Here is a 15187-nt window from a genome sequence, read left to right as displayed (position 1 = left end):
GCAGGGTGATGCCGGCCTGGCAGAGGACGCCGCTGCCGCGGTCACATGTCGCTATGTCGCTGTCGTGCTGATCGTCGTGGCGTTGGCCGCGAGCCCGGTGGAGTCTCCTGGCTCTGCCCTGCCGCGGCCTTGACCTAGCATCCTAGGACGCGCTACGGGACGTGTCGGTCAGCGCTCGTGGCCGGCCGCCAGCCAGTCGAGATAGTCCTCGACGGCCCGGTCGAGCGGCCACCGGGGCGCCCAGCCCTCCGCGGCGAGCCGGGCCGTGTCGAGGCAGGGGATGGGCCGCCCGCTGTCGCCTTCGCCGATCGGGAGCCGGACCCCGGGCCGCACCTTCACGATCGCGGCGGCGAGCTCGCCGTTGGTGGTCGCCCGCCCGCCCCCGACGTTGTACACGCGATGCCGCAACCCCGTCGCGGTCGCCAGCATCGCGAGCGCCGCACCACAGTCCCGCGCGTACAGGATGTCCGCCCCGTCACCGCTCAGCACCGCCGCGGCGTGGATGCCCGGCCCATCCGCCGCCGGACCGCCTTCGTGACGCCCGCCAGCCGACTCGACGCCACCGCCGACGCGCGATGCGGCGGCCTCGGGACGTCCAGCGGCCTCGGGACGTCCAGCGGCCTCGGGACGCCCGGTGGCGGCGCGCTCGTGCGGGCCGTGCGAAGCGCCGGCAACGCCGACATGCCCCGTACCTCCGCGCTCCCGCCACGCGGCGGCGTCAACCTGCTCGCTGCCGGCGTGGTCCGGCGACGTGCCGGCATTGCCATGCGAGGCGGCGGCGTCAACCTGCTCGCCCCCGACGTGGTCCGGCGACGTGCTGGCATTGCCATGCGACGCGGTGGCCCCGCGGCGTGCGGCGGTGGCGTCAACCTGGTCAATATCAGCGTGGTCCTGTGACGTGGCGGCGTGGCCGCGTGACGTGGCACGCCCGTCCGAAGCCGCGCCGCGGAGCTGCGAGGCGGTGGCATGGGCCGGCCCCGGAGCGCCATGGTCGCGTGTCGCGGTCGCTCGGATCTGTGCGGCGGCGGCATGCATCAGCCCCGGGGCGGCCACGAACGGGCTGGACGGGCGCCCTCCAGGTCCCCAGATGCCGCCGATCCGCGCGACCACGACATCGAGCCCGGAGGCGAGCGCCAGAATCTCCGCGATCTTCTTGGAAGCCGGAATCGGATGCGGCGAGGCGAGGGGGAGCGGAGCGTCCTCCCGCCACGGCAGTGCTTCGACCCCGGCGTACACCCCGATCGTGCTCGCCAGCACCACCCGCCGCACCTTCCAGGCGGCCGCCGCCCGCAGCACCGCGAAGGTGGCCGCCGTGTTGTGCTCCAGCTCCTCGAGGGCGGTGCCGCCGCCGAGCGGTGCGGCCGCGAGATGCACGATCGTCGTGATCTCGTGTCGCCGCCCAAGCGCGGACAGTGACTGCGGATCGGTGCAGTCGAGCGTCGCCGCCCCGACCGCGGACGGTACCAGCGGCGTCACCCGCGGATGGCGCGACGCGGGCAGCGCGGGCGCTCCGAGCTCGACCAGCGCGCGAGTCGTGTGGGCACCGATGAAGCCGAACCCGCCGGTCACCAGAATCATGGCGCGATCTCCCCAGCTAGCAGCGATCGATAGCATGCTAGCGAAATGTAGCCGGAAAAGTCGTTAGCATGCAAACGTGGCTGACGTGATCCGCCTGCTGACCCGCGCGCAGAAACTCCTGCGGACGGCGGCCGACGAGGCGATGAGCGCACACGGCGTGCGCATCGGGCAGAACCTCGTGCTCGAGGTGCTCTGGGACGGTGACGGCCTGTCACCGGGCGAACTGGCCGCCCGCCTGGGCGTGACGACCCCCACCATCGTGAACACGGCGACACGCATGGTGAACGACGGCCTGATCGAGCGCCGCCCGGACCCGGCCGACCGCCGCCTGGTCCGCCTGTACCTCACCGAGAAGGCCCGCGCCGCCCAGGCCCCGATCGAGGACGCCCGCCGCCGCCTGGCCGATCACGCCCTGGCAACCCTCGACCCCGAGGAACTCAGGGTCCTGGAGGTCGCCCTAGGAAAGATCATCGACCGCATGCAGACCCCGTCCCTGCCGTAACGGTCCGCTCACCACCGCGCTCGTCGCAGGCCTGCACCGGTCGCGGGCTTCCAAGCTGGACGGGTCGTGGCCTTCCAAGCCCTGCTCGCGTCGTGGCCTCCTACGCCTGCGCCGCTCCGGTGTCCTCCGCACGCTGCGCCTCACCGCTGGCCTCGTTCGCCTGCGCCGCCATGTACGTCGAGCCGAACAGCCCTGCTGCGCGGCGAGGACCGTGGCGTACACCTTGGTCACGGACGCCACGTCTGCCCCCGCTTCGGGCCTCCGCATGCCTGCATCCCCGCCGTGGCAACTGCATGGCCTCGGACATTGGCCGCCCCCGCGCGGGTCCTGAGGGCCGTCACCCGAGACCCCGTGACCGGGCCGTGCGCCGGCTGGTCGGCGATGGGCGCGATGCGAGCCGCTGGAGTCGAAGGCTGCGCGCCGGGAGTAGCGCGCAGCCTTCGAGGTCAGTTCGCGGCGCGCCGGGGGTGGCGCGCAGCCTTCGAGGTCAGTTCGCGGCGCGCCAGTTCTGGCGGGTGATGAGGACGCGGGCCTCGTCGGCGACCTCGCGCTCGACCGTCACGGCGTACTCGCCGGCCTGCAGGGAGCTACGGGACGTGAAGTCGCGGCGACCGCCCGTGAGCGCGTGGGCGATGGCGCCGAACACGCCGCCCCACAGGGCGCCGATGAGGATCGTCGCCAGCAGGACGCCGAGCCAGTTCGAGTTGCTGAACAGCGTGAAGAGGATGCCGATGAACAGGCCGAACCAGGCCCCGCTGGCGACGCCGGCGAGCGCCGCGCGGGCGACGGTGAGGCGGCCGAGCACGTTTTCGACCAGGCGCAGGTCGGTACCGATGATGGCGGTCCGTTCGACGGGGAACCCGTTGTCGGACAGGTAGTCGACGGCCTGCTGCGCACCGGCATAGTCGGCGAAGCGGGCGACGGTCACGGTGCTGCGCTCGAGTTCGACGAGCTCACCGACGTTCGGGTCGGGCTCAGGAGAGGGCGCGGGCGGTTCGTCCACGGGGGGAGGGGTCGTCATGCGGGTCAGGGTAGGGCTGTCAGGGACGTCCCGCCCGCAACGCAACGGCGAATTTACGGGTGACCCCCGCCGGCATGTCGACCTGCCAGCAGGACGTGAGTGACCGGCTACCCAGCGCTCCGAAACTGTCGGCCGGGACGACGGGTGAAGGCCAACACGAACGGTGACGCCTACGTGGGCCGCCGCGCCGGACGGTGACGCGGCGCCGTGTGGTCAGGCTCGACGGTGATCCCGCGTGGCATGGCCAGGTGCAACGGCGACGTCGCGACGTGGGTGCGGGCGGAGGTGGCGTCGTGGGTGTGGTGCGGTGGCGGCGGCAGGGCATCCGTTCGGCGGGCCGCGGCTCGTTGTGGTGGCGTGGCTGCGGAGGGTGCTCGCGGGCACGTCGGGGTGCGCGACTCAGGGGTACTTCCGGGCGTCACCCGAGGTCGTCGGGGCGCTCCGGCGGGCAACCTTGCAGACATGACCGACATCAAGCGTCTCCGCCGATCGCGGACCGACCGGACGGTGGCGGGCGTACTGGGCGGCCTCGCCGAGTACCTCGGGACCGACCCCACCATGGTTCGCGCCGTCTTCCTGTTGTCCATCCTGCTGACCGGTGGGGTGGCCGTCCTCGCGTACCCGATGCTCTGGATCGTCATGCCGGAAGCCCCGCCGGCGCCCGTCAGCCCCGCCCCGAACGATCACCTCACCTTCGGCGCCTGAACCCCGGCACCTCGGCGCTGCCGCCTGGATCGGCCATGCGGTCGGCACGTTCCGAGCTCGCGCCGCATCCACCGGCCGGCCCCTGACCCGGTGGATGCGCACCAAGGCCCTGGATCGGCCACCAGGGTGCCGCGTTCCGGAGCCGCGCCTGGATCGATCACCGGCGTGCCATGGCGTGCAGCGGCCGGTTCCGAACCCCGCGTGAAGCCGTCGGTACCGCACCCCGTGCGACGCCGTTGGCTCCGTACCCGGCGTGAAGCCGTCGGCACCGCACCCCGCGCGAAGCCTTCGGCACCGCACCCCGCGCGAAGCCGTCGGCTCCGTACCCCGCGTGAAGCGGGCGACTGGGTTCCCTGTGCAGCGGTTGGCTCCGAACCCTGCGCGTGGCGATCAGTTGACCTATGGTGCGTGAGTGGCCCGTGACTCCCGCGTGAGGATTGAGTCGCGGGTTGTGGCGCCCTCGGCACGGCCGGTGAGTGGGCTGGTGCTGCTGGTGCATGACGGGCCGGAGTTCGAGCGGGTGGCCGGGGTTGTTGCGCGGTTCCCGTACGAGCATGTGGCGTTGCTGTCGCCGGGCAGTCGCAGCGAGTGGTACTCGGCCAATCCCGCCTATGCCGCCGCGCTTGTGCGCGATGTGTTGCCGGCGTTGCCGCCCGGGCCGGTGGTCGGGCTGGGGGCAAGTCTGGGTGCGCTGGCGCTGCTGCACGCCGAGAGCCGCCATCCGGGCAGCTTCGCCGGGCTGTTCCTGCAGTCCGGGAGCTTCTTCACCGCCGAGCTGGACCCGCAGGAGTCCGGTTTCCCGTGGTACCGCCGAATCCTCGCCTTCGTCCGCCGCGCCCGTCCCGTCGCCTCGCGGGTGGTCTTGACGTGCGGGCGGGACGAGGAGAACCTGCTCAACAACCGGGCGATGGCCACGCGCCTCGGCGTGCCGCTGCTCGAGGTGCCGGGCGGTCACTCGATGACCACCTGGCGTGACGCGCTCGATCCACACCTGCACCGCCTCTTGCAGGAGGTCAACGATGACCACGCCGGAACCCAACGTGACCACCTCGCTGCCGGAGAGCCGATTCCCGGCAGCACTCCAGCCGGCTGACCCCGCCGTCCGACCATTTCCGGGCGTCCCCGCCGACCGCCCGTTCGCGGCCGACGGCGCCGGCGAGATCCCGCGGCAGCGCGGTGCGGATGAGATCCCGCGACAGCGCACCGCCGACGACGAGAGTTCCGCGGCCGGCGCAAGCGACGCGGCCGGCTCAACCAACGCGGCCGGCGCAAGCGACGCGGCCGGCGCAAGCGACGCGGCCGGCAGGAGCTCCGGGGTCGGCTGGAACGCCGCGACCGGCGAGCGCTCGCCGGTCGGTGAGGAGTCCGCGGCGGGGGAGCCGGGCGTGCGGGAGCACCTGGTCGGGCTGCTGCTCGGGACCGAGGAGGACTGGCCGCGCGCGTTCGAGACGCTGGTCGGGCGGGTCGGGACGGTCACGGCCGGTGACGGGAGCCGGCATCGGCTGCGGACCGAGCGGGTGACCATCGAGCCGTTCAGTCTGCGGGACCGGCCGGCGCATCAGCTGGTCATCGATCGGCTCGCGTACTGGTACTACCACCCGCGGGAGTGGCTCAAGAAGATCGCGTTGATGGACGACGTGTACCTGCTCAACAGCCCGTTCACGTTCCAGTCCATGGAGAAGCACGCGGCGTACTGCGCGATGATGCGCCTCGGGCTGCACGTGCCGGAGACGGTGCTGGTGCCGTACAAGAATCCGGTCGATCATGCGAAGTGGGCGTACACGTCGGACCGGTACAACCAGCCGTTCGACCTCGACGCGGTGGCCGAGCGGCTCGGGTATCCGCTGTTCATGAAGCCCTATGACGGCGGGGCGTGGGTCGGGGTGTCGCGGGTCGCCGACAGCGGGCAGTTGCATGCCGCGTACGACGCGTCGGGCGAGCGGTTGATGCACCTGCAGCAGTCCGTCGAGAACTACGAGGTGTTCACCCGGTCGCTGTCGGTGGGGCCGGAGACGATGGTGATGAAGTTCCGGCCCTCGCTGCCGATGCACGAGCGGTACGAGGTGGCGCACGGGTTCCTCAGCGACGAGGTGGGCGACGAGGTCGTGACCATCTCGCGGCTCGTCAACGCGTTCTTCCGGTGGGAGTTCAACTCCTGCGAGTGCCTGGTTCGTGACGGTGTGGTGTACCCGATCGACTATGCGAACGCGTGCCCGGATGTCGCGCTGACGAGCCTGCACTACTACTTCCCGTGGGCGATGACGGCGCTGCTGCGGTGGTCGGCGTTCTGCGTGGTGACCGACCGGCGGGCGAAGCTGGACATGGACACGGCCCGGTACTTCGAGATCGGCGACTCCGACGCCGACTACCGTGCGAAGCTGCGCGGCTACCGAGCGCTGGCCGACGAGTACTTCGACACCGACCGGTACCGCGAGTTCTGCGACACGACCCTGCGTCACGTGCCGGAGCTCGTCGCGGAGTGGGTCGCGTCGGCGGAGTTCGACGACCTCATCGTGAGCACGGTCCGCGCCACCTATCCGGCGCACGAGCACGAACGGTTCGTCGCGCACTTCCGCGGGCTGGTCGGGCAGTGGCGGCACGAGAACGCGTCGTGACAAATCGGGTCGGAAGGGCGCACTGTAGCGACACGTTGCGTGAGCGGCGAGGGTGGTGACGCGGTTCACGAGAATCGTTCGCCCGAACTGGTGACGCGGTGGTAGCCCACGTCACAATCTGTAGTTCGGGCTGGTAGGCGTGCGTACCGTCGATGGTGTCAATCGTTGGCGATCGTTTTGAAGGCGGTACTGCATGGGTCCGTACGACCACCCCGCATGGTGCGCTCGGGGGCACCGTTGCAATCTCGGTGAGCACCGGGCGCACCCGGCGGTCATGGAGATCGACGGGGTCGGGAAGGTGCTGATCACCCGCGTGCTCGGCCGCAACGGGCGGGAGCGGATGGAGGTCACCGGGTCGGCGTACCTCAGCGCGACGGGGCAGGCGGCGAACCGTCAGGTCGACCGCACCCTGCGCGGCTTCGCGCACGTGATGGCGAGTGCGGCCAGCCGCTGAAAAAGCCGGCCGCTGAAAAAGCCAACCGCTGAAAGCCAGCCGCTGAAACAGCAGGGAGCTCAGCGGGGCCAGTCGCGCAGGCGCAGGCGCAGGGCGGCGATGCGGTCCTGGTCCAGGCCGTAGAAGGCGAACCGGCCGTCGTCGAGGCGGTCCAGGTAGCGCCCGGCGGCCAGGACGTCGGCGAACTCGAGGGCCGGGTCCTGGCGGCGGGCCAGTTCGAGCAGCTCGCCGAGGGAGTAGCGCTCCATGGCGGCGGCGACGTCGATGTAGTCGCGGACCTCGCGCCGGTTGATCAGGGCGGCGACCTTCGTGGCGATGAGGTCGTCCAGGTGCATGACGGGGCCGACGTCCATCATCACCGGGCTGTGCTGGCGATCGAGGCGGGAGAGCGTGAGGCGTACCGTCTGCGTGCCGTCGCCGACCGTGAACTCGCGCTGGTCGAAGCCGGCGAACAGTTCCAGGAGGTCGTCGGCCTCCTCCTCGTGGACGGTGTAGCCGGCCGCGCGCAGGGCGGCGCAGACCGCGTCGGCCGCGGCTCCGGCGGCTCCGTCGGTGTCGGTGAAGAGGTCGACGTCCTCGGTGGGGCGTTCGACGAGGCCGTTCATGAGCCAGGCGAAGCCGCCGCCGAGGACGAAGCCGTGCTCCTCCGCCACGGCCAGGGCGACCCGGGCCACGTCGGTGTAGAAGGGGATCACCGCGGGCGCAGCGCCGGGTGCCGGGCCTCCCACGCGCGGCGCACGCCGTGCGGGAGGTTCAGCTCCGGCCAGACCCGCACCAGGATCTTCTTGTTGAGGAAGCGGCGCAGCTCGTCGTGGCGGATGGCCTCGCGCAGGACGTTCTCGTACATCCACAGCAGCAGGTCGTGGTTGTCGAGGTCGAAGGCGCGCTGGGGGTTCCACATCAGCCGCTGCGGCAGTTCGACGACGCCGCGGACCGGGCCGCGGAGTTCTTCGAGGGTGCGGGCGACGAGCGCAGGGCGGTGCGGGCGGGCCAGATAGGCCACGCGTCCGTGCGCCGGCTCGTCGTGCATGAGCCGAAGTGTACCTGTCATCCCCATTCTGAGAACCTCGGCGCTTCCGGGAACATCACCGCGCGTTCTGCCTCGGAATGACGACCTCGCGGAAGATGAGCTGAATCGCGGCGACTACCGGAATGGCGATGAGCGCGCCGACGACGCCCATGAGCGCGACGCCGATGAGGACCGAAATGATGGCGGCGAGGTCGGAGACCTTCACCGCGCGGCGCATCACGTTGGGGTAGATGAGGTAATTCTCGACCTGCTGGTAGATGACGAAGAAGATGACGCAGGCGATGCCGGCGTGCAGCGACGTCGCGAACCCGACAATGGACACCACGACAGCGCCGAGGGTCGCGCCGATCTGCGGGATGAGGTCGGTGATGGCGACGAGGACGGCGAGCGCGTACGGATAGGCGACGCCGATGATGAGCAGGAACACGAACGAGGACAGGCCCGCGACGACCGCGATCGCCAGTGCGCCGCCCAGGTAGGCGCCCACCTTGGTGAGGATCTCGTCGCCGAGCAACCGGACGCGCTCGCGGCGGGTGGCGGGGATGAGCCGGTAGCCGCCGTCCTTGAGCCGGTCGAAGGCCGCCATGAAGTACAAGGTGAGAATGATGACGGTGAAGATGTTGAACAGCGCCGAGAACGCGACCTGCACGCCGCCCCACACCCCGCCGAGGGCCTTGGTGACATTGCCGGCGGTCGCCACGTTCTTGAGCTGATCGAGCAGCTGGTAGTCCTCGTTGAGCTTGTTCAGCTGGTCGTTGCGCTGCAGGTTGTCGATGTAGCCGGGCAGGTTCTCGATGAGCGCGTTGCTCTGCTGGACCAGCGGCGGAATGAGCGCGACGATGCCGCCGCAGAGCACCAGCATGGCCCCGATGCCCACGGTGGCGACGGCGAGGCCGCGGGGCATGCCCCACTTCACAAGCCGTACAACCGCGGGGTTCAAACCGATCGCGAGGAACATCGCGATGAAGATGAGAATGAGGATCGACCGCACGTTCTGCACGGCCAGATAGGCGCTCCAGGCGAGGAGCAGGCCGAGGCCGGCGGTGAATCCGATGATGAGCGGCGAGCGCCGCATGGGCGGCCCGGGCGTGCCGAACCGCGGCGTTTCCTCGACGATCACGACGTCCACCTCGACGTCGGGCGCGTCGGGTTTGGGTCGTTCCGCGGCCGGGGCGGGCTCCAGCACCTCGTCCTGCACTGTGAACTCCCTGGGAAGTCAGATGGTCTTGAGGCAGGGTACCGGGTGCGCGCCCGAGAACACCGCTAGCGTTAGTACATGGCAGATCTCGTGTACCCCCCGGTCATCGCGTTCGCGAAGACCATGTTCCGCGCGCTCAACATGAAGATCACGATCGAGGGCGAGGAGCACGTGCCGGCGAGCGGGGGTGCCGTGATCGCCTGCAACCACATCTCGTATCTCGACTTCATCTTCTGCGGCCTGGGTGCGCGGCGCTCGAAGCGGCTCGTGCGGTTCATGGCCAAGGAGGAGATCTTCCGCCACTCGATCGGCGGGCCGCTGATGCGCGGCATGCACCACATCCCGGTCGACCGCGACGCCGGGATGGGCTCCTACAAGGCCGCGCTCACCGCGCTGAAGGGCGGTGAGGTCGTCGGCGTGTTCCCGGAGGCGACGATCAGCCCGTCGTTCATGATCAAGGACATGAAGAGCGGGGCGGCCCGGCTCGCCGCGGCGACCGGCACGCCGCTGGTGCCGATGGTGCTGTGGGGGACGCAGCGGTTCTGGACCAAGGGTCGGCCTCGGGATCTCACGAAGCGTGGCGTCGCCGTCACGATCGCGATGGGTGAGCCACTGCACCCGGAACGGCGGGACCCGCAGGACTCGGTGATGGCGGAACTACGATCGCGCATGACGGTCCTGTTGGATCGGGTGCAGCGGTCGTACCCGCAGCAGCCCGCCGGACCGGAGGACGCTTGGTGGCTCCCGGCCCACCTCGGCGGTACCGCACCCGAGCCGGCCGTTCTCGAAGCGGAGGCCCAGTGACCTCGTCCGAACCCACCGATCTGCTCGTCCAGCTGCGTGAGCTGGAGCCGGTCGTGGAGGAGAACCTCAACCGGCACCTGAGCACGGCCAAGGAGTGGTTCCCGCACGAGTACGTGCCGTGGAGCGAGGGCCGTGACTTCGACGGCATCATGGGCGGCGAGGCGTGGGAGCCGGGGCAGTCGAAGCTGTCCGAGGTCGCCCGCATCTCCCTCGTGGTCAACCTGCTCACCGAGGACAACCTGCCCAGCTACCACCACGAGATCGCCACGGTGTTCGGCCGGGACGGGGCGTGGGGGACGTGGGTGCACCGGTGGACGGCCGAGGAGGGCCGGCACGGGATCGCGATCCGTGACTATCTGCTGGCGACGCGGGCGGTCGACCCGGTGGCGCTGGAGCGGGCCCGGATGGCGCACATGGAGGGCGGCTTCGCCAACGCGTACGAGGGGCTCTTCGAGTCCGTCGCGTACGTGTCGTTCCAGGAGCTCGCGACCCGCGTGTCGCACCGCAACACCGGCTCGATCTCCGGCGACCCGGTGTGCGAGCAGCTGCTGACGCGGGTCGCCAACGACGAGAACCTGCACATGATCTTCTACCGGAACCTGCTCAACGCGGCATTCGACCTGGCGCCGAACCTGGCGATGCGGGCCGTGACGCGGGTGGCGACCTCGTTCCAGATGCCGGGGCACACGATCGAGAACTTCGGCCGCAAGTCGGTGCAGATCGCCAAGGCCGGCATCTACGACCTGCGGCTGCACCACGACGACGTGCTCACGCCGGTCCTGCGCCAGGTGCGCGCGTTCGACCGCACGCTCTCCGGCGACGGGGACGCGGCGCGGGAGGAGCTTTCGGCGTTCATGACCGACCTCGACGCGCAGGCGTCGCGGTTCGTGGAGCGCCGCGACGCCCAGCGGGCCCGGGCGGCGGCCTCGGCGGCGGTCTGACGTTGTGTGATCGGCCGGACTCGCTGCGTTGCCCGCGGCGGGTCCGGTCTTTCTTTGTGGGGACCGTCACGTTGCGTCGACGGTTGTAGTGCTCCGCGTGCTGTCCGTGCTCGTCAGGGGCGCTGCGCCGGTCGAGGGCCCCGGTTGCCTTCCGTGAGCGTTGCAGTAGGCTGCGACGACCGTTCCGTGCCTTCGACTGCCCGTCTGACCGATTTCACCGGGTCTTTCGGCGGCGTACAGGCTGCGGAATTTCACTCCCCGTATCGGAAGGCAGCATCGCCATGGCCAGACGCGTGATCCATGAGCTGATCGACGACCTCGACGGCGGCCTCGCCGACGAGAGCCTCAGCTTCGGCCTCGACGGCGTGCAGTTCACCATCGACCTGTCCGCGAAGAACGCCGCCGAGCTGCGCGACGTCCTCGCACCCTTCGTTGCGGCGGCCACGAAACTGGGCCGCACTCCGGCGGCGGCGCCCGTGCCGACGCGCGGTGGCCGGATCCGGCCGGTGCTGTCGGCGCGGGCCGAGCGGGAGCAGAACCGGGCGATCCGCGAGTGGGCGCAGGGCAAGGGGCTCGAGGTCTCCGACCGCGGCCGCATCCGCGCCGACATCGTCGAACGGTTCCACGCCGAAGCGGGAAGCTGAACCGGGGGCGCCCGATCGCCGGGCGCCCCTTCTGACTCTATTTCGCCTCGGTGGGCGTGAAGCGGCCGTGCTCCTACTTCGCCTCGGTGGGCGTGAAGCGCTGCCGCGACAGGACCGTGATGGCGAAGCCGGCCAGGAGCATGCACAGGCCGAACAGCGCGATGCTCTCGATCGGGTCGCCGGTCACCGGCAGCGACGTGGTGGTGTCGCTGTCCGTCTCACTGCCCGTGGTGTCGCCGTGACTGACCGGAGCGGCCGGGACGACCGCGTGCTGCTCCAGGACGTCGACACCGAGCGTGAGGTAGCGGGCCGTGCCGTTGCTGTCCACGCCCGAGGCGACCAGCGTGTGCTGGCCCGTGTAGCCGGCCGGCACCGTCACCGAGACGCTGAACGCCCCGCTGCCGTCGGTCGTGGTCGTGGCCAGGGTCTGCGGCGCCGAGTAGATCACCACCGTGATCGTGGTGTGCGGCGCGTACCCGGTGCCGCTGAGCGTGATCGCCTCGCCCGGCGCGACGTCGGTACCGCTGGAGCTGTCCACGTGCCCCGCGCTCGGCGGCACCTCGGCCGGCAGCGTCAGGTCCGTGGGCGTCGCCATGCTCACCGCCGACCACTCCGAGTCGCGGCCGTACTGCCCGAGCGCCTGCACCCGCACGTCGTACTCGGTGCCCGCGGTCAGGCCGGTGATCGCGCAACCGGTCGCCGACGCCACCGCCTCGCAACTCATCGTGGTGCCGTGACCACTCGCCGTGGCGCGGAACTTGGCGATGCCCGTGCCCGGGTCGCCGGCGGTCCAGCTCACCCAGATCGACTCGACCCGGGCCGTCGCCGTCACGTGCGCCGGGACCGCGGGGGCCTTGCTCGGGATGGCGGGCGGCGCGCTCACCCACGGCGAGTCGCCGGTGTCGCCGGTGCCGTCGGCCGCCACCTGCACCGTGTACGCGGTGCCGTTGGTCAGCCCGGTGATCGTGCAGTGGTCGTCGGTGTCGGCGACCATCCCGCAGCTCAGCGAATGGTCGGCCGCGGTGCGCACGGTGTAGCCGTCGATGCCGGAGCCCTTGTTGACCGGGGCCGTCCAGTGCACGAGCAGCGTGCCGTCACCCGGCGTGACCGTCACGCCGGTCGGCGCGTCGGGCGGGCTGGCGACCACGACGGGTGACGAGGCCGTCGACCAGCCGGAGTCGCCGCTGGCATTGACGCCCTTCGCCTGTACCCGGAACGTGTACCCGGAGCCGCCCGCCTGCAGGTGGTCGATCTCGCAGTACGTGCTGCCGCCGTCCGACGTGTCGCAGGTCTTCGTCTGGTCCTCGACGGCCACCGCGACGTACTTCGCGACGCCGGCCCGCATGGTCGCCGGGGCCGTCCAGCTGATCCGCAGCGTGTTCGGGCCCGCCGGTACCGCCATCACGCCCGTCGGCACGTCCGGCGCACCCGGCGTCACCGGGTCCGACGGGGCACTCGGGTCCGAGTCGCCGTTCTGGCCGGCACCCATCGCCTTGACGGTGAACGTGTACGCCAGGCTGTCACTGAGCGTGTCGACGAGACAGTGCAGCGTGGTGGCGTTGTTCGTGCTGCAGCCCTTGGAGGCGTCCTGGTCGGCGGTCACCTCGTAGTGGTCGATGCCGCTGCCCGGGGTGCTCGACGCCGTCCAGGAGACGGTGAGCCCGGTCGGGGTCTGGCCGACGGCGTGCACACCGGTCGGCGCCGACGGCGGGCCGGGGACGACGGCGCCGGAGGTCACGACCGTGGAGGGCTCGCTCTCGTCCGCGGTGCCGAAGGCGACGACCTTGACCCAGTACGAGGTGCCGGGGTTGACGCCGTTGACGATGTCGCAGCTCAGGGTGGCGGCGTCGCCGCCGAGGCAGCTGCCGGCGACGGTGCCGTCGTGGTCGTAGGCGGTCGCGGTGTAGTGGTCGACGTCGGCGCCGGAGTGGCTCCAGGAGACGTGGATGCCGGAGGCCATGGGCTCGACGCTGATGCCGGTCGGGGCCTCGGGGGTGGCCTCGATGCGGGCGCCGAACCCGGGTGCGGAGACGCCGGGGACGTAGACGCCGGTGCCGGTGCTCGTGTCCGCGCTGGGATCCGTGGCGGGGTGGTCGGCGTCCTTGCCGGCGCCGTTGCCTCGGGTGGTCGCGCTGCCGGCGTTCGCCGGGGCGCCGGCGGCCTGGGCGAGGAGGGCGGCCATCACGCTGGGTACCGCCCGGAGGGCGTCGTTGTCGCGGCCCGCGCCGCGCTTGTCGGTGCCCATGGCGTCACTGCCGGTGTCGGCGTACGGGCGGCCGTTCGCTGCCGCCCGGCCCTGCGCCTGGGCCCAGGCCCGGGTACGCGCGGTGGCGGCGGCCTGTGCTGCGGCGGCCTGGTCGGCGGTGGTTTGGTCGGCGGCGGTTTGGTCGGCGGTGGAGCCGTTGCTGGTGGCGTGGGTGCCGGTCGTCGCGTCGTTCGGCACGTAGTCCATCGGTGCGGCGTCGTCAGTGTTGCTGCCAGTGTTGCCGGTGTTGCTGCCGGTGCTGGTGCCCGTGGTGGTGCCGGGGATGGTCTGTGCGGTGGACCCCGTGCGGCCGGTGGTGGCGTGCCCTGCCTGGGTGCCGCTTCCGGCCGGGGCTGTTGAGCCGGCGCCGCTCGATGTGGTGGCGGGAGCGGTGGCGCCGGCCGACGAGGCGGAGGCGGGGGGTGCCGCGTTGCCGGTTGGCTGGGCGTGCTTGGAGCCCCAGCCGCCGTTCGAGTCGGGGGCGCCCTGGTGACCCCACCCGCCGCCGTCACGCTTCGCGTTCGTCTCGGCGCACTCGGTGGCAGTCTTTGCGGTGGTTGCCTCGGCGTTGTGCTGGTTACGCTGCGCTGCGCCGTCGTTGCACTGGGTTGTTTGACTCGAGGTCGTGGAACGGGCGGTGTCCGCGACGTAGTCGGGGCGTTCGACCGGGGCGGCCTTGGTGTTGGCGCCCGATGCGCCGGAGGTGGAGTGGCGGTTCGTGGCGGTCGAGGACTGGTCGCCCGAGGACCGGCTGCCCGAGGACTGGTTGCCCGTGGCTGCCTTGTGTGCCGCCGCGGCGGGATTGCCGGTGGCGGTGCGGGACGACGTGGGGGAGCCCTGCGTCGTGGCGGCGGTGCGCTGCGTGGTGTTCTGGGATCGCTCGGTGCCCTGGGCGCCGGTCGTACCCGGAGTGTTGAGGCCGCTACCTTCGGTCGTGGCCGCGAAGGCTGGGCCCGCCGCGCTGCCGAGTGCCACCACGCCCGCCGTCAACGCGGCCAGGCCGGTTTTCAGCGAGCGGCGTGTGACCCGTGGCCGGCGCTTGGGCCTCGGCTTCAACCTGGACTGCGCAGCCATCCCGTCCCCCGTCTCAGAGCGGTCGCGCCCGAAATCGAGCGCGACCAACGAACGCGAACACGTCTCGCAATCTAGTCATCACCGACAGTGATGGCGCGCGGAATGGCGATTCCGCGCCCGAGCAACCAGGAGTGCCGGGAGGGCGCGCGAGGGCGCGGCGCCGCCCGAACTTCCCGATCGGGGGCAAAGGGGCGGCGCGGGGCGCAACGGAGCGGGGAGCGAACGCGGTGTCCGTCGGGCGCACCGGCGGTACCCCTGGAAAACCGCAACTCACCAGCGGAAACGTGAGTTATGGGTGCGGGACGGTTGCCTGCCGGGTAAGCCGCTCAGTTCGTCCGGCCGCGACCCGATCAGTGCGGCACGCGACGCGAACCAC

General features: G+C 71.2%; 14 protein-coding genes. 8 read left to right on the top strand and 6 right to left on the bottom strand.

Annotation, left to right across the window (positions count from 1 at the left end):
• Positions 1–168: 168 nt before the first annotated feature.
• A complete protein-coding gene (locus ACQPZ4_RS25265) occupies positions 169–1578 on the bottom strand; it encodes an NAD-dependent epimerase/dehydratase family protein (RefSeq protein WP_433065948.1) in 1410 nt (469 codons plus the stop codon).
• A gap of 76 nt (positions 1579–1654) precedes the next feature.
• Between ACQPZ4_RS25265 and ACQPZ4_RS25260 the strand changes: the two genes are divergently transcribed.
• Positions 1655–2080 (top strand): MarR family winged helix-turn-helix transcriptional regulator, encoded by a 426-nt coding sequence (locus tag ACQPZ4_RS25260; RefSeq protein ID WP_433065945.1) that lies wholly within the window; start codon positions 1655–1657, stop codon positions 2078–2080.
• Positions 2081–2567: 487 nt separating this feature from the next.
• On the opposite strand, the gene ACQPZ4_RS25255 is transcribed toward ACQPZ4_RS25260, so the two are convergent.
• A complete protein-coding gene (locus ACQPZ4_RS25255; RefSeq protein WP_433065942.1) occupies positions 2568–3101 on the bottom strand; it encodes a general stress protein in 534 nt (177 codons plus the stop codon).
• A gap of 462 nt (positions 3102–3563) precedes the next feature.
• On the opposite strand from ACQPZ4_RS25255, the gene ACQPZ4_RS25250 reads away from it, so the two are divergent.
• From ACQPZ4_RS25250 to ACQPZ4_RS25235, 4 genes are all read left to right on the top strand, one after another.
• Complete coding sequence (locus tag ACQPZ4_RS25250) at positions 3564–3806, top strand: PspC domain-containing protein (protein ID WP_433065939.1); 243 nt, start codon at positions 3564–3566, stop codon at positions 3804–3806.
• Between the two features lie 484 nt (positions 3807–4290).
• Positions 4291–4899 (top strand): alpha/beta hydrolase, encoded by a 609-nt coding sequence (locus ACQPZ4_RS25245; protein ID WP_433065936.1) that lies wholly within the window; start codon positions 4291–4293, stop codon positions 4897–4899.
• A complete protein-coding gene (locus tag ACQPZ4_RS25240; protein WP_433065934.1) occupies positions 4826–6421 on the top strand; it encodes an ATP-grasp domain-containing protein in 1596 nt (531 codons plus the stop codon). Before ACQPZ4_RS25245 ends, ACQPZ4_RS25240 begins: the two co-directional genes overlap by 74 nt.
• Positions 6422–6695: 274 nt before the next feature.
• A complete protein-coding gene (locus tag ACQPZ4_RS25235) occupies positions 6696–6875 on the top strand; it encodes a hypothetical protein (protein ID WP_433065931.1) in 180 nt (59 codons plus the stop codon).
• Positions 6876–6934: 59 nt separating this feature from the next.
• On the opposite strand, the gene ACQPZ4_RS25230 is transcribed toward ACQPZ4_RS25235, so the two are convergent.
• From ACQPZ4_RS25230 to ACQPZ4_RS25220, 3 genes are read right to left on the bottom strand one after another with little or no spacing between them, the layout of a single operon-like run.
• Complete coding sequence (locus ACQPZ4_RS25230) at positions 6935–7570, bottom strand: nucleotidyl transferase AbiEii/AbiGii toxin family protein (protein ID WP_433065928.1); 636 nt, start codon at positions 7568–7570, stop codon at positions 6935–6937.
• On the bottom strand, positions 7567–7905 hold the full coding sequence (locus tag ACQPZ4_RS25225) for a hypothetical protein (protein ID WP_433065925.1): 339 nt from the start codon (positions 7903–7905) through the stop codon (positions 7567–7569). The genes ACQPZ4_RS25230 and ACQPZ4_RS25225 overlap by 4 nt, the downstream gene beginning before the upstream one ends.
• Before the next feature lie 55 nt (positions 7906–7960).
• The gene (locus ACQPZ4_RS25220; protein ID WP_433065923.1) at positions 7961–9103 is read right to left on the bottom strand and encodes an AI-2E family transporter; all 1143 of its coding nucleotides are present in this window, start codon (positions 9101–9103) and stop codon (positions 7961–7963) included.
• A 78-nt stretch (positions 9104–9181) separates the two neighbouring features.
• On the opposite strand from ACQPZ4_RS25220, the gene ACQPZ4_RS25215 reads away from it, so the two are divergent.
• The 3 genes from ACQPZ4_RS25215 to ACQPZ4_RS25205 all read left to right on the top strand — a co-directional run bounded on the left by ACQPZ4_RS25215 (position 9182) and on the right by ACQPZ4_RS25205 (position 11492).
• Entirely contained in the window at positions 9182–9907 is a 726-nt protein-coding gene (locus ACQPZ4_RS25215; RefSeq protein WP_433065920.1) for a lysophospholipid acyltransferase family protein, read from the top strand.
• Positions 9904–10848, top strand: a complete 945-nt coding sequence (locus tag ACQPZ4_RS25210) for an acyl-ACP desaturase (protein ID WP_433065917.1) — start codon at positions 9904–9906, stop codon at positions 10846–10848. The genes ACQPZ4_RS25215 and ACQPZ4_RS25210 overlap by 4 nt, the downstream gene beginning before the upstream one ends.
• Before the next feature lie 281 nt (positions 10849–11129).
• Positions 11130–11492, top strand: coding sequence for a histone-like nucleoid-structuring protein Lsr2 (locus ACQPZ4_RS25205; protein WP_433065914.1), 363 nt, complete (start codon positions 11130–11132; stop codon positions 11490–11492).
• Positions 11493–11565: 73 nt separating this feature from the next.
• On the opposite strand, the gene ACQPZ4_RS25200 is transcribed toward ACQPZ4_RS25205, so the two are convergent.
• Positions 11566–14712, bottom strand: a complete 3147-nt coding sequence (locus tag ACQPZ4_RS25200) for a fibronectin type III domain-containing protein (RefSeq protein WP_433065911.1) — start codon at positions 14710–14712, stop codon at positions 11566–11568.
• Positions 14713–15187: the final 475 nt, after the last annotated feature.

It is taken from the genome of Dactylosporangium sp. CS-033363, from assembly GCF_050942475.1.
Taxonomy (GTDB): domain Bacteria; phylum Actinomycetota; class Actinomycetes; order Mycobacteriales; family Micromonosporaceae; genus Dactylosporangium.
Note: the sequence above shows the minus strand (reverse complement) of the source record. Positions and strands in the feature narration are given on the sequence as shown.

Coding starts and splice junctions, on each gene's coding strand:
- ACQPZ4_RS25205 (WP_433065914.1), top strand. CDS start 11,130: ATGGCCAGACGCGTGATCCATGAGCTGATCGACGACCTCGACGGCGGC.
- ACQPZ4_RS25235 (WP_433065931.1), top strand. CDS start 6,696: ATGGAGATCGACGGGGTCGGGAAGGTGCTGATCACCCGCGTGCTCGGC.
- ACQPZ4_RS25225 (WP_433065925.1), bottom strand. CDS start 7,905: ATGCACGACGAGCCGGCGCACGGACGCGTGGCCTATCTGGCCCGCCCG.
- ACQPZ4_RS25255 (WP_433065942.1), bottom strand. CDS start 3,101: ATGACGACCCCTCCCCCCGTGGACGAACCGCCCGCGCCCTCTCCTGAG.
- ACQPZ4_RS25240 (WP_433065934.1), top strand. CDS start 4,826: ATGACCACGCCGGAACCCAACGTGACCACCTCGCTGCCGGAGAGCCGA.
- ACQPZ4_RS25215 (WP_433065920.1), top strand. CDS start 9,182: ATGGCAGATCTCGTGTACCCCCCGGTCATCGCGTTCGCGAAGACCATG.
- ACQPZ4_RS25265 (WP_433065948.1), bottom strand. CDS start 1,578: ATGATTCTGGTGACCGGCGGGTTCGGCTTCATCGGTGCCCACACGACT.
- ACQPZ4_RS25250 (WP_433065939.1), top strand. CDS start 3,564: ATGACCGACATCAAGCGTCTCCGCCGATCGCGGACCGACCGGACGGTG.